Here is a 20,729-nt window from a genome sequence, read left to right on the forward strand (position 1 = left end):
GTTTCTGATGGCTGTTCCGCGAATGATTTTGACATCACAATCACACACTCTGGTAGTGATCAAGCAGGTCCGGTGATTGATACTCAAAATATGACTGATATAGATATCATTTGTGGTCAAGGAGACACCCAACAACAACTCTTAGATTGGCTAGATTCCAATGCAGGAGCGACTGCAACGGAGAATTGTGGAACTGTAAAATGGACTAACGATTATTCAGGAGATAACAGTATAAAATGTAAATTAGGAAAAGGCATTGAAGTTAATTTCACTGCAGAAGATGAATGCGGTAACTCGACAACGGTATCTGCCATCTATCATATTAAAGATCTCACAGCTCCTATTATTGCAACACAAGCTCAAGATTTAACCGTTGAATGTGATGGTACTGGAAACTTAACAGAATTAAACAACTGGCTGAGTTCAAATGGTGGAGCCATTGCTACTGAAGAGTGCTCTATCATGACTTGGAGCAATAATTTTACTATGCTTTCAGATGATTGTGGAGAAACAGGATCTGCTACAGTTATATTTACAGTAAAAGATTCTTGCGGAAATCCTTCAACAACCACAGCAACATTTACCATTGAAGATACACAAGCACCTAATTTACCAAACACACCTTCAGACATCACTTATGAATGTATTGGTGATGTACCGGATCTAGGTAACTTAACAACTACTGATGATTGTAGTGGAGCCATCACAGTAATGGGTACAGATGCTATAGATAATACAGATCCTTTAAATATTATCATCACAAGAACATGGACTTTCACTGACGCTTGCTTAAATACGTCAAGTTCCTCACAAACCATTACGGTAAAAGATACTACAGCTCCTGTACTTAATTTACCACCTAACGTTACTGCTGAATGTAGTGATAACCTTTCCCCTATTGCTTTTGGATCGGCAACTGCTACCGACAACTGTGACCCTAATCCAATAATCACATATAGTGATGTTAAAACTGATGGTCCGTGTTCTGGAACTTTCAAAATAACACGTACTTGGACTGCGACAGACTTTAGCGGAAATAGCGTATCTGCCGATCAAGTCATTTCAACTTCAGATACAACAGCACCTGAATTCGATCAAGCTACACTCCCAGCAGATTTAATAGTTGAATGTGATAACATTCCAACGAGTGAAGTTATAACAGCAACTGATAACTGCGGAAATGCTACAGTAACAGTGAATGATCTTAGAATTGATGGCAGTTGTCCATCAAACTACATTATCGCGCGAACTTATACAGCAACCGATGATTGTGGCCTAACGAGAACACACATCCAAAATATTACTGTTCAGGACACCAAAGCACCTCAATTTGTTGAAACTTTACCTACACCGTCCTTAATCGTAGAATGTGATGCTGTTCCTGTTCCTGAAACATTAACAGCCACAGACATTTGCGGAACTGCCTCTGTCACCTTTAATGAAGTTCGTACCAATGGTAACTGTGTGAATAACTATAAATTAACACGAACATGGACGGCTCAAGATGAATGTGGTTTAATAACCACACACCGACAAATTATAACAGTTCAAGATACCACAGCTCCAGTGTTTGTAGAAGCCATGCCTGGAGACATTACGGTAGAATGTGATGCCATACCTAGCGCAGTTTCCTTGTCGGCTACTGATAACTGCGGAACTGCTACAGTGACTTATAACGACGTGACTACCTTAGGAATTTGTGAAAATGATTATGTGATTGCAAGAACGTATACGGCTGAAGATGAATGCGGATTAACAACAACCCACACACAAAACATCACCGTTGAAGATACGAAAGCGCCTGAACCTGCAACCTCATTTGCTCCTGTTTTAGACGTAAGCTGTACAAACGTTCCTGAGGTTCCTAACTTAACATTCACCGATAATTGCTCATCAAACATTAATATTAATTTCACTGAAACCAACTCGTTTGATGAAAATGTATACGTTGATTATCAAATTATAAGAACATGGATAGTAACCGATGCTTGTAACAATCAAGCTACCTATACTCAAACTCTTAATGTCAGGCTAGATGAAATTTTCACTGAATTTGTCGCTCCAGACACTTGTTTTAATGATGGGATTGTGGATCTATTTGATTTTCTTCCACATGATGTAAATACAAAAGGGGCCTGGGAAATTATTGAAGGCGAATCTTCAGCAACCTTAACAGAAAACATTTTTAACCCTACAATCATTAAAATGAATGAAGAATTCCGCCCAGGTATTGGTGATATTTTATACAGATTTAGATATACAACTACCGATAGCGGGTGTATAAGTGTCAACGAAATAGTCATGAATTTACACGCTAACTGTGTTGTTCTTCCTTGCGGTGAAGATCAAATTAAAATCTCTACAGCTGTCACTCCTAATGGCGATGGCCACAACGACACCTTTGATATTAAAGGCATTGATTTATGTGGCTTTGTTGCTGAGGTCAAAATTTATAATAGATGGGGGGCATTAGTTTATGAGTCTAACAACTACACTTTAGGGAGTATAGACACTTCTGGAGTACAAGGCGATTGGGACGGCTCATCTCCCAACGGCTCTTTGGGATCTAATGGTCGCTTACCAGAAGGCACATATTATTACATCATTAATTTACAAAATAGCGGAATAAGTCCTTTAACCGGACCTGTTTACATCGGAACCAAATAAAACCTAACCTATGAAACTATTAAAACATAACATATTAGTGCTTGCTATGTTAAGCTGTACGTTTGGAATAGCACAACAGTTGCCGCAATTTACACAGTATATGTATAACACCATTTCCATCAACCCTGCCTATGCAGGAAGCAGAGAAGTTATGAGTATTGTTGGATTGCACAGAAGCCAATGGGTTGGATTTAAAGGCGGACCAATAACACAAACGCTTTCTATAAATACTCCTTTAAGAAATGACCGTATTGGTTTGGGCCTATCTTTTATGGAAGATGATTTAGGACCACAAAACTTCACCTATGTCTATGGTGATTTTTCATATTCTATTCCAACAGGAAAAAATGGAAAATTAGCTTTTGGGGTTAAAGGTGGCGCCACCCTTTTCAGTTTTGACTCAAGTTTTCGTGTAGACCCTGACAATCAAAATGACCCACTCATTTATGGTACGGAAGATCGCTGGTCTCCAAATATAGGTGCTGGAATATACTGGAGAACCGACCGTGTTTATTTCGGGTTATCAGCACCAAGAATTTTAAATACCGATGTTCATGAAAAAAATGGTTTTGAGGCCCTAGAACATATAAGTTACTATTTTACAGGTGGTACCGTTTTGGATATTAGCAAACATTTTAAATTTAAACCAGCTTTTTTAATTAAAGCCACTACAGGAGCACCTTTATCATATGATTTAACGGCTAATTTTTTATATAACGAAAAATTCTGGTTAGGAGCATCTTACAGAATAAATGAACACACAGCAGCTATTGGTGGCCTTGCTGATTTTCAAATATCAAGACAACTACGTATTGGATATGCTTACGAAAAGCCTATTTCAGACATTGCTCGATACACCACTGGAACACATGAAATAATATTGATGTATGAGTTCAAATTCATGAGTTCTAAACTAAAATCTCCGCGCTATTTCTAACACCATTTTCTATGAAAAACATAAATTACATATTCGTTTACATCGCTTTAATCGTAAGTTTTTCAGTGTTTGCACAACAAGGAAAACAAAATAAAGCCGATACCTTATTTAATAAATTTTCATTTGTAAAAGCATCTAAAGTTTATCAGGAACTCATCCAGAATAATTATAATAAAGACTATGCAACTCGAAAAATTGCCGATTGCTATGCTTTATTGAGAGATCCGAAAAACGCCAACAGATATTATAAAAGTGTTGTTAAACAAAAGAATGTTCCTATAGAATATTATTATAAGTTCGCCCAATCACTTCGTGGGGTAAAAAAATACGAAGAATCTGAAGTTTGGTTACAACGTTATATTGATTCTGGAGGTGCTCCTGGCGATAATGACTTTACAAAAAACGTTAATTTTATAAGTAGTGTATTTGGTGCCAAACAGCAGTATTTTTTAGATAAGGTTAGATTTAATTCAAAATACAGTGATTTTGGTGCTTTTGAGCACGACGGTCAAGTGTATTTTGCGTCTTCAAGAGATCAAGGTGTTGCTACTAAAAAACTCTACGGTTGGAATGAGCAACCCTTTCTAGACGTATATGTGGCTAAAGCCGGAACAAGGAAAAATGTAGATCACTCAGCCAAAGTCCCTGGAGATATCAATTCAGTTTATCATGATGGCCCTGTAACTATAACTAAAGATGGGAAAACCATGTATTTTTCTAGAAACAACTTTACAGATGGTGTTGAGGTTAAAGATAATAAAGGCATGACTAATATGAAAATTTATCGCGCCCATTTGGTTGATAATGTATGGACAAATATTGAAGACTTGTCTATAAATGGTGATGACTTTTCTACCCAACACGCCGCACTTAATAGTGACGACACTAAATTATATTTCTCATCAGATAGACCTGGAACCCATGGAGGGTCAGATATCTGGGTAGCCAATATTAATCCTGATGGTAGTATTAGTGATGTTGAAAATATGGGGGCGATTATAAACACAAAAAATGCTGAAGGTTTTCCTTTTATAAATAATGAAGGCGTATTGTTTTTCTCTTCCGATGGTCATGTTGGACTAGGTTTAATGGATATTTTTGCTACCATAAAAGGAGACGATAATAATTCTATAGTAGACATTATAAACCTCGGTATCCCTATCAATTCTAGTACAGATGATTTTGCGTTCACAATGAATCCAAATGGAATTACCGGATATTTTGCTTCAAACCGTCGTGGCGGACGAGGTAGTGATGATATTTATGCATTTCACAGAAAACCCATATTACATGTTGAAGGCCTAGTTACAGACGCCATCAATATGACACCAATAACTGATGCAAAAGTTACACTATACGACAACAACGACAAAGAAATAGCCTTTATGTTAACTGATGAAAATGGTTTTTATCAAATAAATATTGATAGAAATCAGAACTATAAAATAGTTGCTAGTCAAGAAAAATACATTGAGGATTACAGAGATTTTACCTCAAAAAATATTCAAACTGAGCTTACGACTATCACCGCTAATTTATTACTAAATCCAATTAGTGACGTCGTGAAATTGGCTGAACTTAATGATATCTATTTCGATTATGATAGTCATGACATTAGAGAAGATGCTGCCTTAGAACTGGATAAAATCGTTGATTTAATGTTAAATGATTACCCGGAAATGATCATAAAAATAGAATCACACACCGATTCAAGAGGTACATTATCATATAACGACAAACTATCTATAGACCGTGCTAATTCAACTTATGAGTATTTGATTAATAATGGTATAGATCCTTCTAGAATTACAGCTCACGAAGGTTTTGGAGAACGAAAGTTAACCAATGGATGTGAAGCAGATACCGACTGTGAGGAAGCAGACCACCAATTGAACAGACGTACCCACTTTATTGTGGTTCAAATGGAATAAACAACTTATAGTGTTTCATAAAAAACGCCATCAAAAGAATATCTTTTGATGGCGTTACTATTTTATTGTTATACTTAAAATCAAGGCGATAGGCGCTCAATTTTCCAATCATAATCCTCTTGAAGTTTATAACGGATCCGATCGTGTAATCGGTTTGGACGTCCTTGCCAGAATTCTATTTCCACAGGTCTCACCAAATAGCCACCCCAATGTTTTGGTCTTATAACTTCCTTGCCTTCCAATTCATCTTCTAAAGCTTTGAGTTTATTTTCTAGAACTTCTCTATTTTCAACAACCTCACTTTGGTTAGATACCAAGGCACCTATTTGACTGCCCCGAGGGCGAGACTCAAAATAGCCATCGCTTAAATTTTCAGCAATTTTCTCAGCCTTACCTTTAATAATCACCTGGCGTTCTGCTCCATGCCAGAAAAAAGACAAGCATACATTAGGATTCATAGCTATGGCTTTCCCTTTTTCACTATTATAATTAGTGTAAAAAATGAACCCTTCATAGGTGTATTTTTTTAATAGCACCACCCTATTTTTTGGGTAGCCATCCAAGCCGATAGTTGACACGGTCATAGCATTGGTTTCATCTTCAATAAAAAAAGCATCGACCTCATGAAACCATTTTTGAAACAATTCCAATGGGTTCTCAGGCACTTCTGTCAATAGTAGTGCGCCTTTTTCGTATGACTTACGATATTTGCTCAAATCCTTTTCCATAAGTTACAAAATAACAAAAAATTATACTTTTTTAACACAAATATCTTAGTAAACAATTTAAATTTGTAGCTTCTAAGAAACTATAATGAAATTTGAAAATTCCCCTCTAAGTAAAATACATAGTTTTTATAAACTTGAATTACCCTTTGGTAATTTTTATCTGTGTGAAAAATTTATTATTTCAGAAATACATGAAGGTGTTCATTTTGACTGGAATAAAATCATGCTTGCTGCAAAGGATATTTTAGGATACTACGGTGAAGAGGCTAAAGTAGCTTATATTTCTAATCGTGTAAATTCTTATTCTATAGACCCTCAAGACTGGGCGAATGTAACCGAAAATGCAACTCAGATTACGGCTACCGCCATAGTTTCTTATAGCTCAATGTCAGAAATGAATGCTAATTTAGAAAAGCACTTCGCTAAATTGGATATGGAAACCTGTAACTCTTTGGAGGAAGCTATTACTTGGGTTATCAATTCTAAGGTTGTAGATTAAAACTCAAAAGTTTTTCCGTCCCTAGCTAACTGCACATTATTAAAGACTTCCTTGGCTTCTTTTTTAAAGACTTGAATATTGTCGTAGCGCGTCGAATAATGACCTAAAATTAAGGTTCCTACATGCGCTTGCTTTGCTATTTGAGCTGCTTGTTTGGCTGTGGAATGCTTTGTTTTTGTAGCTAAGTTTTCATGTTGATCTAAAAATGTAGATTCATGATACAACACATCGGCATCTTTTATAATGGGAACAATATCTTCCTTATACATGGTATCACTACAAAAAGCATAGCTTAAAGGTTTTGGGCCTGGTGTAGTCACTTTTTTATAGTCTATTAAAACACCATCTTCATTTTCTACATCAAAACCCTGAACCAGTTTTCTGTAGTAAGCCACATTGATGTTGGCTTCTTCGGCAGCATAAATATTCAATTTTCTATCGCCTTCTTTTTCCTTAAAGAGATAGCCATTAGTATAAATTCTATGATTTAAAGGAATGGTATGTACTTCAACTTTATCATCTTCAAAAATTAATTCAGATTCATTTGAAGTTAATTCATGAAAATACAAGTTGTAATTGGTCCATGAATCGGCTAGTTTTAATTGAAGGGTTACAATTTCTTTAATGCCTTTAGGTCCATAAATATGTAAATCGGTTTCCCGGGTTAACAATCTGAACGTAGAAATCAAACCCACTAAACCAAAAAAGTGATCGCCATGTAAATGAGAAATAAATATATGCTTGATGCGATTAAATTTCACCTTATGTTTTCGCAACTGAACTTGTGTGCCTTCGCCACAATCGATAAGAAACATGTGATTGTTTATTTCTAATACTTGCGACGTGGTGTTATTTAAAGTTCTTGGCGTTGCACTATAACAGCCTAATATTGATAATTTCATAATGGTATTTCTGGTAGCGTTGCATGTTGAGTTGTTTAAGTAAAGTTTACACAACAAACAACTTTACGATCTATGGACCTTGATTAAAAACCTAAATCGCGTTCCATATCTTCCATTTCAATAAAATCGTAGGCCTCTTCAATGGTAGGAACCACTGCAATTTCTTCTGGAACCAAGTCTAAATCAATTTTATTGGTAACAATCACAAACGATTGTTTTGCGGCCTTATGCGTTTTTGAAAGTTCCAAGAATTCAACGATATCTGCTTTGGTAAAACTTCCTAAAGTGTTTAAAGCTACAATAATATTATTGTTTTTAAATTTAGGATATAAAGCCTGTATTTTTTTAACGAGTTCTATAACAGTAACTTTTTCTTGTGTAATTATAGAAGTATTTCCGTTTTGGTCTAAAATCATAATTTACTGTTTTATTTTTGATGCTAATAAATATATCACGGCCATTCTAACAGCCACGCCATTTTCAACTTGATCTAAAATAATGGACTGCTGCGAATCGGCAACATCACTAGTTATTTCCACACCTCTATTTATAGGACCTGGATGCATAACTGTAATTTCTTTATCTAATGAATCTAATAAATCTTTAGAAACACCAAACTGTTGTGTATACTCTCTTGTTGATGGAAAATAACTAATATCCATGCGCTCATTTTGCACACGAAGCATGTTTGCTACATCACACCAATTCAATGCTTTACGTAAATTAGTTTCAACCTTTACTCCAAGCTTGTCTATGTACTTTGGAATGAGTGTTTTTGGTCCGCAAACCATCACTTCAGCGCCTTGTAATTGCAGGGCAAATATATTAGAGAGCGCTACTCTACTGTGTAGAATATCACCAACAATAACCACCTTTTTGCCCTTAACCTCTCCTAGCTTTTCTCTTATGGAATATGAATCAAGTAGGGCTTGTGTAGGATGCTCATGAGCACCATCGCCAGCATTAACAATACTTGCATTAACGTGTTTAGAAAGAAACACACCAGCACCCGGATTTGGGTGGCGCATCACCACCATATCCACTTTCATGGATAAAATATTATTTACCGTATCAATTAAGGTTTCACCCTTTTTTACAGACGATTGTCCAGAAGAAAAATTAATAACATCGGCAGATAACCGTTTTTCAGCAAGCTCAAAAGATAATTTTGTACGCGTTGAATTTTCAAAAAACAGATTGGCAATAGTAATATCTCTAAGCGAAGGGACCTTTTTAATAGGTCTATTAATCACTTCTTTAAAATGATCGGCTGTTTCAAAAATTAGTTGAATATCTTGTTGATTAAGATATTTAATTCCCAATAAGTGGTTTACACTTAATTCGCTCATTATACAAGGTAAAAGTTAAAAATTAGAGCTTAAAAATTAATTAGATATACTTTTTAAAACTCGAACTTTAGTTATTTATTTTATTTTTCAATCAAGTAAACCGTATCGGCGTCGGCATCATCATGCTCTTTCCAGTTCACTTTTACTTTTTCATTATTTATCACATCTACTTGTCTGCCACGGTAATCGGGCTGAATAGGTAAATGTCTGCTAAATCGCCTATCTATAAGCGTTAACAGTTCAATTTCGTTAGGTCTACCAAAAGATTGGATGGCTGTTAGAGCCGCTCTAATACTTCTTCCAGTATAAAGTACATCATCAATAAAAACGATATTTTTATCTTCAACCAAGAAATTAATTTTCGTGCTATTGGCCTCTAAAGGTTTCTCACCTCTTCTAAAATCATCTCTAAAAAACGTGATATCCAAATGCCCGAGTTGAATATTTTTAACCTTATAATCTTCTGATAAAATTTTGGCAAGTCGATCTGCTAAAAACACGCCGCGAGGTTGTAAACCTATAAGCACCGTATTCGAAAAATCGTTGTGTTTTTCAATAAGTTGACAAGCCAATCGGTGAAGAATGATGTTTACCTCTTTCTCGTTAAGTAAAACTTTCTGACTCATATATTATCCAAAACGTAAGTTGGAGAACAAAGGTAATGCAAAATATTAGAAGTTGAAACCAATAACACTAAACTTTATTTGGGTGTATCCTTCCCTATTTCCGTGGAAAGGTCTTGCTAGAGTTTATCTTAAGCGGAGCCGAAAGGCTATATCATTTTCTCGAACCTCAAAAAAGGATACCGCTTCTATCCCTTACACGATAAACCCACGTTGTCTTTTAGAAGGTGGCACGACTGAAGCATCTATTTTTTATAAAGTTGCGGAGTTGGGTAGCTGTGAAGTTACAGAGGTCTTGCAGATATTGATAGTGTGTGGAAGTTTATGTCTTTGATTTATGCTATAATGTTCTCGACTTCGCTCGAACACCTATACTTATAACCCTAATAAAAAAAAGCCTCTCGAATACACGAGAGGCTTTAAGTTTTAAATGAATAAGAATCCTGTTTTCACAGGAACTAATTAGTTTTTCCCGTCCATTTTATCTTTAAGCGCTTGTAAAGCGTCGTTAGCATCACCTAAAGTTGGTTTTGCTTCAGCAGCAGCACTAGCAGCTTTCTTAACAGCAGCTTTTACGTTAGCAACTTCTTCAGCTTTAAAAATAGCAGTATGAGAAGCTACAACACGTTTAAACTCTTTGTTAAATTCAATGATTTTAAATTCTGCAGACTCACCTTTTTTAAGTTTGCTTCCATCTTCTTTCTCTAAGTGACGAGAAGGTACAAATGCAACGATATCTTCGTTAAATTCGATAGTAGCTCCTTTATCAACGATTTCAGAGATTTCAGCAGTATGAGTAGTTCCTAAAGCGAACTCAGTTTCATACTTATCCCAAGGGTTAGCAGTAGTTTGTTTGTGACCTAAAGATAATTTACGTCCTTCAACATCTAATTCTAATACAACAACATCTAATTTATCTCCTACAGCGCAGAATTCAGATGGGTGCTTAATTTTCTTAGTCCAAGATAAATCAGAGATATAAATTAATCCGTCGATACCTTCTTCTAATTCAACAAAAACACCAAAGTTTGTAAAGTTACGTACAACACCAGTGTGTTTAGAACCTACAGGGTATTTTCCAGTAATATCAGTCCATGGATCAGCAGTTAATTGCTTGATACCAAGAGACATTTTACGATCTTCTCTATCTAAAGTTAAGATAACCGCTTCAACTTCATCTCCTACAGATACGAAATCTTGAGCAGAACGTAAGTGAGTAGACCAAGACATTTCAGAAACGTGGATTAATCCTTCAACACCATCAGCAACTTCGATAAATGCACCGTAATCAGCGATTACAACAACTTTACCTTTTACTTTGTCACCAACTTTTACCTCTTCAGCTAAAGCTTCCCAAGGGTGTTTAGATAATTGTTTAAGACCTAATTGGATTCTTGATTTGTTTTCATCAAAATCAAGGATAACAACGTTTAATTTTTGATCTAACTCAACAATCTCGTTAGGGTGGTTAATTCTAGACCAAGATAAATCAGTAATGTGGATTAAACCATCTACACCACCAAGATCGATGAATACACCGTAAGAAGTAATGTTTTTAACAACACCTTCTAATACTTGACCTTTTTCTAATTGACCAATAATTTCTTTCTTTTGTTCTTCAATATCAGCTTCGATAAGCGCTTTATGAGAAACAACAACGTTTTTAAATTCGTGGTTGATTTTAACAACTTTGAATTCCATTGTTTTATTTACGTACTGATCGTAATCTCTAATTGGCTTAACGTCAATTTGAGAACCTGGTAAGAATGCTTCAATTCCGAAAACATCTACAATCATACCACCTTTAGTTCTACACTTAACGAAACCATTTACGATTTCACCAGACTCATGAGCAGCGTTTACACGATCCCATGCTTTGATTACACGTGCTTTTCTGTGTGATAATACTAATTGACCTGTAGCGTCTTCACGTACATCAATTAATACTTCTACTTTATCTCCAACCGCTAAGTTAGGGTTGTAACGAAACTCGTTTAAAGAGATAACGCCTTCAGATTTAGCGTTAATATCGATAATAGCATCACGATCTGTAATATGTACTACAGTTCCTTCTACAACTTCGTCATCTAAAGTGTCAACGAAATTTTCTGCTACTAACTTTTCAAATTCTTTTAATTGTTGATCGTCAACTTCATCAATACCTTCTTGGTAGTTGTGCCAGTTAAACTCTTTTAAGAATTTTTCAGGGTTTGCTTTAGCTTCAGATACTACTGGAGCTTCTACAGTTTTTGCTTCAGTTGCCTCAACTTCAGCTTGTTTTGCGTTTTCCGCCATTTTGTTAATTGATAATGTATCTTAGTTTTTTTAACCTTAATACATTATGTTTTGTATTCTGTATGCTTTGGAAGATTTAAGCGATTAACACACAGAAGTGTTATATAAAATTGAGTTCATTCCTTTTATCTTTCCAATAATCCGCTAAAAGGAGTGCAAAAATACATAATAATGATGTAATTACCTAAAAATGAATACATAAAATTAAAACCCTGACATTGAAGCTATTTAGAGTGTAAATGTGTGAAATTTCATTTTAGTTTTCATAAGAATAAAAGTGACAATCAGCTTAGTAAAAACAAAATGAGATATTTTACAGCATAAAGTTTAGTATAATATAGAATGTCTGGTCCTTTTAAATTCAAATTATCCTTTAATTTCTTAAGTTTTGGTATTACTTTTAACTAATAATTTTCATACCTTGTTAAGGTTGAAATAATCAATAACAATTTATTTAATCCATTATGACTGCAAAAGAAAAATATCAACCAGTACTAGACTTAGGAGAATCATTAAACATTAAAAACGGCGAAGTAAGAGAAGATGAAGGCGTTTTAAAAGTTAAGGGAGAAGCTAAAACTCAATATGAAAAAAATATCCTTTGGGATAAAATTAAAGAAATTGGTGGCGAAAACCCTGCTGATATAAAAGCTAATATTACTGTTGCCGATACTAGTGTGTTCCACAGACATGTGGTTAAAAGTGGTGAAACCCTTGGTAAAATTGCTGTTCAGTATTACGGAAAAGCATCAAAGTATCAAGATATATTTAAAGCAAACTCTGATATTTTAAAGAACCCTGATTTAATTCACCCAGGTCAAGAGTTAATTATCCCTAATCTGTAACATCAGAAAATTACAAACTATATAAAACGAATCTTTAAATGTTTAAAGATTCGTTTTTTTTTGTCATACTTTGAAGGTTTGCAGAGAGCACACAGCATTACACAAGTATTGGTTTATTTCTAACAGGGTATCTTCTTTGTGAAAATTGATTACAATTTAGTCTCCACTAAGGCAAGTAACTTTTGGAACTGCTCTTCCTTGGTCAATATCGAATTATCAAATTCAATAGCATCTTCAGCCTTAACAAGTGGCGAATCTGCACGTGTTGTATCTAAAAAATCACGTTCTTCTACATTTTTTAGTACCGCTTCATAAGTTACCTTATCCCCTTTTTCGGTAAGTTCTTGATAACGTCGTTTGGCTCTAGTTTCCGCGGAAGCTACCATAAATAATTTAAGTTCAGCATCTGGAAATACTACGGTACCAATATCGCGACCATCCATTACAACACCTTTATTTGCTCCCATTTTTTGCTGCTGTTCTACTAGTTTTTTTCGAACTGCAGAAACCGAGGCCACCGTACTCACAAATTTAGACACTTCTAAGGTGCGTATGTCCTTTTCAATGTTCACATCGTTTAAGTAAACTTCAGCAAAACCTAAAGCCTCATTAAATTTAAAGGTAATATTGATCTTTGAAAGTTGACCCACTAAAGCCTCAACGTTGAAAGCCTCTTTAGTTATTAGTCCGTTTTGCATGGCATAATAAGCCACACTACGATACATAGCACCTGTATCGACGTATACATAACCTAAATGTTTTGCTAATTGTTTAGCGACTGTACTTTTTCCGGTAGATGAAAATCCATCAATGGCAATGGTAATCTTATTCATTAAAATTGTTTATAGAGGCTGCAAAGGTATAAAGTTATATTGTTTTATTGGTTATTAAGTGAAAATCAAAAAACCGACATACATTCAAAGTATTTAACATATAATTTATCAACAACTTATAACTTTAAGTACTCGTAACTTTAAATACTTATAACTTAAAAACCTATTGTAAATCAATTTGAAGTCCGAAGAAGTTAGCGTTAGCCGCACTTGTATAACTGGCATAGGTGTAACTAAAACGCATTTTATTCATTTTTATAGAAAGCCCTGCTGAGAGTCCTGAAAAATTTCGCTGATCGATAATTCTCAAATCCTCGCCTCTTCTAAAATTATATCCCAAGCGCACATTAAAACCTTTATCTGGAAAAAGTTCTGCACCTATAATCGTATGCCTCACAACCTGACCTAAAAAACTAATACTTTCTTCTGTTTCGTTACCCGCTAAATCACTACTTGTTCGCGCAGGATTTGGTCGAGCAATCGGCCATTGCTGTAAATTCTCTAAAGTGACATGCCAACGAATAGGCACGTTTTCTAATTTTTGAGAAATACCAAAACCGATTTCAAAAGGTAGTTTTTCATGAACATCGGCATAAGTTGTAATTTGTGTTCCAAAATTTCGAACCACCAAAGCTGCATTCAATCCTAAATCTTCATCTATGTAAATTAGTCCTAAGTCGACAGCAACCCCAAAAGAATTATACTGTTCTAGTTTTGAAGAAATAAATTTTAGATTCGTTCCAAAATAGAAATCGGAATACCCCAACTGAAACGCATAGCCTAAAGATAAAGAAGCTTCATTTCCCGAAAAAGTTCCGGTAGAATTTCCGTCTTCATCATAACCATCAAACGACCCATAATTTATATAGTTTACCCCAGCATGAAACGTTTGAACACGTCTGTCGTACGTATAAGCGTATGCAGCAGACCCGTAACTTATGCCTCCTAAATAACTGGTGTAATTCACGGCCAACTGATTATTCATATCCACATTTATAGTTGCTGGATTAAATAATGGTTGGGTAACATCGTAGTCTACATTTGTAAAGACCTTCCCTCCTAATGCAGCTTGGCGAGGTGAAGAAATTAAATTTAAAAATTGATATGTATGCTCTCCTCCAACTTGTGCTGAAGCGAAAGTACCCATGAGTAAGCAAAAAGAGAGAATAGTTTTTTTCACCATATTTACGACACAAAGTAAGTAAATCTATCTTAAAACGATAGCATGTATCTTTTATTTTAAATCAAAAAAAAACCTCGAAATTTATCGAGGCTTTTTAAATTATTAATTAAAGTGCAGTAGCACTATAGTTTTTTCGCGTTTTTCACCTTTTGGTTAGTCACCGCTATTTTAACAACATCACTCATATCGGTTACATAGTGAAAAGTTAAACCTTTTAAATATTCTGGTTTTATCTCCTCAATATCACGTCTATTATCTTCACACAATAAAATTTCTTTTATTCTTGCGCGTTTGGCTGCTAAAATCTTCTCCTTAATACCTCCAACTGGCAGCACTTTACCACGAAGAGTGATCTCGCCAGTCATGGCTAAATTGTTCTTCACTTTCTTTTGTGTAAATAAAGATACTAAAGACGTTAACATAGTAACACCAGCACTAGGTCCGTCTTTTGGCGTAGCCCCTTCCGGCACGTGAATGTGTACATTATATTTATCGAAAACAGAAGCGTCTATTCCGAAAGCATCGGCATTCGATTTGATGTATTCCATGGCAATGGTAGCCGACTCTTTCATGACCTTACCTAAATTCCCGGTAATGGTCAAACTACCTTTTCCTTTAGATAAAATAGACTCAATAAATAGTATATCACCACCAACACGTGTCCAAGCTAAACCTGTAACAACACCAGCAACGTTATTGTTTTCGTATTTATCGCGTTCTAATTTAGGTCCGCCAAGAACTTCAATAATATCTTCGTTAGTCACTTTAATATTATAATCTTCTTCCATGGCAATGTTTTTGGCTGCATAACGCACCATTTTTGCCACTTGTTTTTCTAAACCACGAACACCAGATTCACGTGTATAACCTTCAACAATTTTCTCTAATTGCGGTTTTCCGATTTTTAAATCCTTATCACTTAAACCATGTTCTTTTAATTGTTTTGGAAGTAAATGACGTTTGGCAATTTCTACCTTTTCTTCAATGGTATAACCTGTTACATTGATAATTTCCATACGGTCTAATAAAGCCGGCTGAATAGTAGACAAACTATTAGAAGTGGCTATAAACATCACTTTAGAAAGGTCGTAACCCATTTCTAAGAAATTATCGTGAAACTCACTGTTTTGTTCTGGATCTAAAACTTCTAATAATGCAGAAGATGGATCACCTTGGTGAGAATTTGATAGTTTATCAATTTCATCTAAAACAAACACAGGGTTTGAGGTTCCTGCCTTTTTCAAACTCTGAATAATACGGCCTGGCATAGCACCAATGTAGGTTTTCCTATGTCCGCGAATTTCTGCTTCATCACGTAAACCACCTAATGAAATACGAACATACTCACGCCCTAAAGCTTCTGCTACCGATTTTCCTAATGAGGTTTTCCCAACCCCTGGAGGCCCATAAAGACAAAGGATTGGTGATTTCATATCATTACGCAACTTCAAAACTGCAAGATATTCGATGATACGTCGTTTCACATCTTCTAATCCGAAGTGATCACGATCTAGAACTTTCATGGCACGTTTTAAGTCAAATTTATCTTCTGAAAACTCATTCCAAGGCAATTCTAAAAACAGCTCCAAGTAGTTACGTTGAATAGAATACTCGGCAACTTGCGGATTCATACGTTGCATTTTTGCAATCTCCTTCTCGAAATGCTTCGCTACTTTTTCATCCCACAGCTTATCTTTAGCTTTGGCTTTCATTTCTTCTATTTCCTGATCGTGACTCACACCGCCCAATTCTTCTTGGATGGTTTTCATTTGTTGATGCAAGAAATATTCACGTTGTTGCTGACTCATATCCATCTGAACCTTAGACTGAATATCATTCTTAAGTTCAAGTTTCTGGAATTCAACGTTCATATACTTTAAAGTCGCAAGCGCACGCTTTTTCAACTCGTTAATCTCTAAAAGCTCTTGTTTTTCAGCTACCGAAAGATTCATGTTAGAAGACACAAAATTCACTAAAAACGAATTGCTTTCGATGTTTTTGATTGCAAAAGACGCTTCACTAGGAATATTTGGGTTTTCCTTAATGATATCTAAGGCTAATTCTTTAATAGAATCAATAATAGCAGTAAACTCCTTGTTTTTTAAAGCTGGTTTGGCTTCAGGAATATCTCTAATCGTTGCCGTCATGTAAGGTTCTTCAGTAAGCACTTCGGCTACTTTAAAACGCTTTTTACCTTGAATAATTACGGTAACATTACCATCAGGCATTTTTAAAACACGTAAAATCTTGGCAACCGTCCCTGTTTCATGAATTTCTTGAGCTGAAGGATCTTCAACCGATTCGTCTTTCTGAGCTACTACTCCAATAACTTTTCCGCCTTTATTGGCATCATTTATCAGTTTAATAGACTTGTCACGTCCGGCTGTGATAGGAATAACCACCCCAGGAAACAACACGGTATTTCGTAAAGACAAAATTGGTAGTGTTTCTGGTAACTCTTCATTATTAATCGCTTCCTCATCTTCAGGGGTCATTAACGGGATTAATTCTGCATTTTCATCAAACTCCTGTAATGACAAACTGTCAAGAGTTATAAAATTAGATTTCTTCATATATTATTTTAGGTCAATCTGTCATTAAAGACCAAATCAACCATTTTTTTGATTCTTAAATAAAATATTTATTTTATTGAATATCAGCAATTTACTAAACGCTAATGATATTCTGTAGTAGTATAAATTCAATACTTATGCCATAATAGTAAGGCTAAAAAGATCTCAAATGATTCATGTGCCCAAAATCATTTAAAAGTAAAAAGTCTTACAACTTCCCTGTTCTTTTCAAAATGTATAACAAAACAATAGGTAAAGCCAACAAAGCTATCATTAATAGATTGGTTTGAAAAAGCCAAGGAGCTAAAAGTAATGTGATTAAATAGCCACCAACAGCACCTCCAAAGTGCGCATCATGGCCGATATTTCCAATGCTGTTTTTCATACCATAAATAGAATATAGTAAATAGCCTATTCCGAAAAGATACGCCGGAATAGCAATTGGAATAAAGAAAAACATGAGTTTCATACCTGGTTGCAACAAAATCGCTGAATATATAATTCCTGAAACCGCACCACTTGCCCCTACGGCGCTATATTGAAATTCATTTTTATGAAAGTAATAAGACAATAAATTCCCTAGAAGCAAGCTTCCTATATAAATGACAATAAATGGAAACGCTCCTAAATTATTAATAACCACATCAGCAAAAAAATACAAAGACAGCATATTGAAAATCAAATGCTGTGTGTCGGCATGTAAAAATCCAGCACTAAACATTCTAATTTTCTCCCCTTTTTGAATAGCTCCAATATGGAATTTATATTTTTCAAAAAAATTATAATCACCAAAACCTTTATAGGATATGATTGCATTGGCTACAATGATGATAATAGTGACTAAGCTTAAATTGTCCATAAAGGATTTAAAGTTTAAATAGGATTTAACATATATTTGCTACTGCAAATCTAAAATTAATTAATGCATTTACTAGCTTATATTATTGTTTATCCTTTATTGTGGATAATTTCTATTCAACCATTTAGGATACTGTATTTTATATCGGATATGGTATTTGTTTTAGTTTACCATATTATTGGGTACCGCAAAAAAGTGGTTACAGAGAACTTGAAGTTGGTATTTCCTGAAAAATCTGAAAAGGATATTCTGGCCATTCGAAAAAAATTCTACAAACATATGTGTGATATGTTTCTTGAAATGGCTAAAACCATGACTATTTCTAGAAAGGCCTTACAAAAACGTTTTATCCTTAAAAACCCTGAAGCTTTTAAAGAAATTGAAAAGGGCGATAAAAGCATCCTACTTATGTTTGGACATTATGCTAGCTGGGAATGGGTTTTAGAACTTCAAAATCAAACATCGCTTCCTGGTTTTGGGGTTTACAAAAAACTTAATAATAAGTATTTTGATCGCTTAGTGCGAAATATTAGAGCCAAATACAACACCACATTAATTACTACTAAAGAAACCGTAAGTACTATAAACCATAATGAAGCTAAAGGTCTTAAAAGCGTTATTGCCTTTTTAAGTGATCAATCGCCTAGACTTTCTAAAGATGTATATTGGGGAGAATTTATGGGAATAGAAGTACCTTGTTTTACTGGTGCCGAGCGTATTGCCAAAAAATTGGACCTAACCATTGCCTTTTTAAAAGTCAACAAAGTAAAACGTGGTTATTACGAATCGGAATTCATTCTATTATCGGAAAACCCTAAAGAGTTTCCAGACTATGAGCTAACAGACATGTTTTTACGTGAGGTAGAAAAACAAATTTACGAGGCGCCAGAGTATTATTTCTGGACACACAAACGTTTCAAACATAGGAACAAGAAACCTACAAAATAACTAAAATAAAAAAGCTGTTTAAAAAGAAAATTATACTTCACTTTTTAAACAGCTTTTTTTAAGGTTTTATAATTTACAGAGTCTTTGCTATCTCACCTAATTCAGCAATAAACTTATCACCTAAAGTATCGGCTTCATCTTGCGATTTAGCTTCCGTATATATTCTAATAATAGGTTCTGTATTACTTTTTCTTAAGTGTACCCAGCTTTCTGCGAAATCGATTTTAACACCATCAATAGTGGTTAGTTCTTCATTTTTATAGCGGATAGCAATTTCTTTTAAAATGCCATCAACATCTAAACCAGGCGTTAATTCAATCTTCTTTTTACCCATAAAGTAACTTGGATATGTTTTTCTAAGTTCACTCACTTTCATTTTTTTGTCAGCTAACAAACTTAAAAATAAAGCCACCCCAACTAAGGCATCACGACCATAATGTGAATCTGGATAAATAATACCACCATTTCCTTCACCACCAATAACAACTTTGTTCTTTTTCATGAGGTTTACCACATTCACTTCACCTACAGCACTCGCTTCATACATACCGCCATGCTTTTCGGTAACATCACGAAGGGCTCGAGTCGAACTCATATTACTCACCGTATTACCAGGTGTTCTACTCAAAACGTAGTCGGCGCAAGCTACTAAAGTGTATTCTTCGCCAAACATCTCACCATTTTCATCCATAAAAGCTAAACGATCAACATCAGGATCGACAACAATACCTAAATCGGCATTATGCTTTTTAACAGCTTCCGATAAATCGGTTAAATGTTCCTTTAAAGGCTCTGGATTATGTGGAAACTCGCCATTAGGCTCGCAGTATAATTTGATCACTTCAACACCTAAACGCTCTAATAATAACGGAATAGCAATCCCTCCTGTTGAATTCACACCGTCAACAACCACTTTAAAACGCTCCGATTCAATAGCGCCAACGTTTACTAAATCTAAGTCTAATACTTCTATAATATGTAAATCGATGTATGCTTTATTCTTCGTGATTTTACCAAGACTATCTACATCAGCAAAATTTATGGCATCACCTTCGGCAATTTCAAGAATTTTAGCGCCTTCAACAGCATTTAAAAACTCACCTTTATCATTTAAAAGTTTTAAAGCATTCCATTGTTTTGGGTTGTGACTTGCCGTTAGAATAATCCCTCCATCGGCAACTTCCATGGGTACAGCTACTTCCACAGTAGGTGTCGTTGAGAGTCCGACGTCAACTACGTCAATCCCCAACCCGATTAGGGTGTTCATGACTAAATTCTGAATCATCTTACCCGAAATTCGTGCATCACGACCTACAACCACTTTGTAGTGTTCTTTATTACGTTGTTGTTTTAACCAAACCCCGTAAGCCGAAGCAAATTTTACAGCGTCAATTGGTGTTAAATTTTCACCAACCGCACCACCTATAGTTCCTCTAATGCCTGAAATTGATTTTATAAGTGTCATATGTTTTTATATTGACTATTGATTAATTAATAGTGTTTATTGTTGATTTTTATGTTGTATTCAAATAAAAAAGCCTCAGTACCCTACTACAA

At 35.0% G+C, this 20,729-nt stretch carries 17 protein-coding genes; 6 read left to right on the forward strand and 11 right to left on the reverse strand.

Annotated elements, in window-relative coordinates; translation table 11 throughout:
- The 3 genes from F6U93_RS01885 to F6U93_RS01895 form a co-directional block, all read left to right on the forward strand.
- Positions 1-2,667: gliding motility-associated C-terminal domain-containing protein (locus F6U93_RS01885; protein WP_191963438.1), on the forward strand; the 2,667-nt coding region annotated here is incomplete at its 5' end.
- A gap of 10 nt (positions 2,668-2,677) precedes the next feature.
- Positions 2,678-3,604 carry a PorP/SprF family type IX secretion system membrane protein gene (locus tag F6U93_RS01890; protein ID WP_150936314.1) on the forward strand — a complete coding sequence of 309 codons (927 nt, stop codon included), beginning with the start codon at positions 2,678-2,680 and terminating at the stop codon, positions 3,602-3,604.
- Between the two features lie 11 nt (positions 3,605-3,615).
- Positions 3,616-5,535, forward strand: coding sequence for an OmpA family protein (locus F6U93_RS01895; protein ID WP_225312503.1), 1,920 nt, complete (start codon positions 3,616-3,618; stop codon positions 5,533-5,535).
- 80 nt (positions 5,536-5,615) lie between these two features.
- On the opposite strand, the gene pdxH is transcribed toward F6U93_RS01895, so the two are convergent.
- A complete protein-coding gene (gene pdxH, locus F6U93_RS01900; protein WP_150936316.1) occupies positions 5,616-6,263 on the reverse strand; it encodes a pyridoxamine 5'-phosphate oxidase in 648 nt (215 codons plus the stop codon).
- A gap of 85 nt (positions 6,264-6,348) precedes the next feature.
- On the opposite strand from pdxH, the gene F6U93_RS01905 reads away from it, so the two are divergent.
- Positions 6,349-6,762, forward strand: coding sequence for a hypothetical protein (locus F6U93_RS01905; protein WP_068605197.1), 414 nt, complete (start codon positions 6,349-6,351; stop codon positions 6,760-6,762).
- Here F6U93_RS01905 and F6U93_RS01910 read toward each other — a convergent pair.
- From F6U93_RS01910 to rpsA, 5 genes are all read right to left on the reverse strand, one after another.
- Positions 6,759-7,664 (reverse strand): ribonuclease Z, encoded by a 906-nt coding sequence (locus F6U93_RS01910; protein WP_068605195.1) that lies wholly within the window; start codon positions 7,662-7,664, stop codon positions 6,759-6,761. The genes F6U93_RS01905 and F6U93_RS01910 overlap by 4 nt on opposite strands.
- 83 nt (positions 7,665-7,747) lie before the next feature.
- A complete protein-coding gene (locus tag F6U93_RS01915) occupies positions 7,748-8,080 on the reverse strand; it encodes a ribonuclease Z (RefSeq protein WP_068605193.1) in 333 nt (110 codons plus the stop codon).
- Between the two features lie 3 nt (positions 8,081-8,083).
- Positions 8,084-9,013 (reverse strand): aspartate carbamoyltransferase catalytic subunit, encoded by a 930-nt coding sequence (locus tag F6U93_RS01920; protein ID WP_068605191.1) that lies wholly within the window; start codon positions 9,011-9,013, stop codon positions 8,084-8,086.
- Between the two features lie 80 nt (positions 9,014-9,093).
- The gene (gene pyrR / locus F6U93_RS01925) at positions 9,094-9,639 is read right to left on the reverse strand and encodes a bifunctional pyr operon transcriptional regulator/uracil phosphoribosyltransferase PyrR (RefSeq protein ID WP_067149074.1); all 546 of its coding nucleotides are present in this window, start codon (positions 9,637-9,639) and stop codon (positions 9,094-9,096) included.
- Between the two features lie 459 nt (positions 9,640-10,098).
- A complete protein-coding gene (rpsA, locus tag F6U93_RS01930) occupies positions 10,099-11,931 on the reverse strand; it encodes a 30S ribosomal protein S1 (protein ID WP_068605190.1) in 1,833 nt (610 codons plus the stop codon).
- A 464-nt stretch (positions 11,932-12,395) separates the two neighbouring features.
- Between rpsA and F6U93_RS01935 the strand changes: the two genes are divergently transcribed.
- On the forward strand, positions 12,396-12,776 hold the full coding sequence (locus F6U93_RS01935) for a LysM peptidoglycan-binding domain-containing protein (protein ID WP_067149070.1): 381 nt from the start codon (positions 12,396-12,398) through the stop codon (positions 12,774-12,776).
- 149 nt (positions 12,777-12,925) lie between these two features.
- Here the strand turns inward: F6U93_RS01935 and cmk are convergent, their stop codons facing one another.
- The 4 genes from cmk to F6U93_RS01955 form a co-directional block, all read right to left on the reverse strand.
- Positions 12,926-13,609 carry a (d)CMP kinase gene (cmk, locus tag F6U93_RS01940; protein ID WP_068605187.1) on the reverse strand — a complete coding sequence of 228 codons (684 nt, stop codon included), beginning with the start codon at positions 13,607-13,609 and terminating at the stop codon, positions 12,926-12,928.
- Positions 13,610-13,772: 163 nt separating this feature from the next.
- Positions 13,773-14,792, reverse strand: a complete 1,020-nt coding sequence (gene porQ, locus F6U93_RS01945) for a type IX secretion system protein PorQ (protein WP_068605185.1) — start codon at positions 14,790-14,792, stop codon at positions 13,773-13,775.
- A gap of 122 nt (positions 14,793-14,914) precedes the next feature.
- Positions 14,915-17,365 (reverse strand): endopeptidase La, encoded by a 2,451-nt coding sequence (gene lon / locus F6U93_RS01950; RefSeq protein ID WP_068605183.1) that lies wholly within the window; start codon positions 17,363-17,365, stop codon positions 14,915-14,917.
- Positions 17,366-17,573: 208 nt separating this feature from the next.
- The gene (locus F6U93_RS01955; RefSeq protein ID WP_068605181.1) at positions 17,574-18,224 is read right to left on the reverse strand and encodes a rhomboid family intramembrane serine protease; all 651 of its coding nucleotides are present in this window, start codon (positions 18,222-18,224) and stop codon (positions 17,574-17,576) included.
- 63 nt (positions 18,225-18,287) lie between these two features.
- On the opposite strand from F6U93_RS01955, the gene F6U93_RS01960 reads away from it, so the two are divergent.
- Positions 18,288-19,172 carry a lysophospholipid acyltransferase family protein gene (locus tag F6U93_RS01960; RefSeq protein WP_068605178.1) on the forward strand — a complete coding sequence of 295 codons (885 nt, stop codon included), beginning with the start codon at positions 18,288-18,290 and terminating at the stop codon, positions 19,170-19,172.
- Between the two features lie 73 nt (positions 19,173-19,245).
- Here F6U93_RS01960 and glmM read toward each other — a convergent pair whose 3' ends face one another.
- A complete protein-coding gene (gene glmM / locus F6U93_RS01965; protein ID WP_068605176.1) occupies positions 19,246-20,637 on the reverse strand; it encodes a phosphoglucosamine mutase in 1,392 nt (463 codons plus the stop codon).
- Positions 20,638-20,729 lie beyond the last annotated feature (92 nt).

Origin of the sequence: Pseudotamlana haliotis (assembly GCF_008806375.1) — a bacterium.
GTDB classification, from domain to species: Bacteria; Bacteroidota; Bacteroidia; order Flavobacteriales; family Flavobacteriaceae; genus Pseudotamlana; species Pseudotamlana haliotis.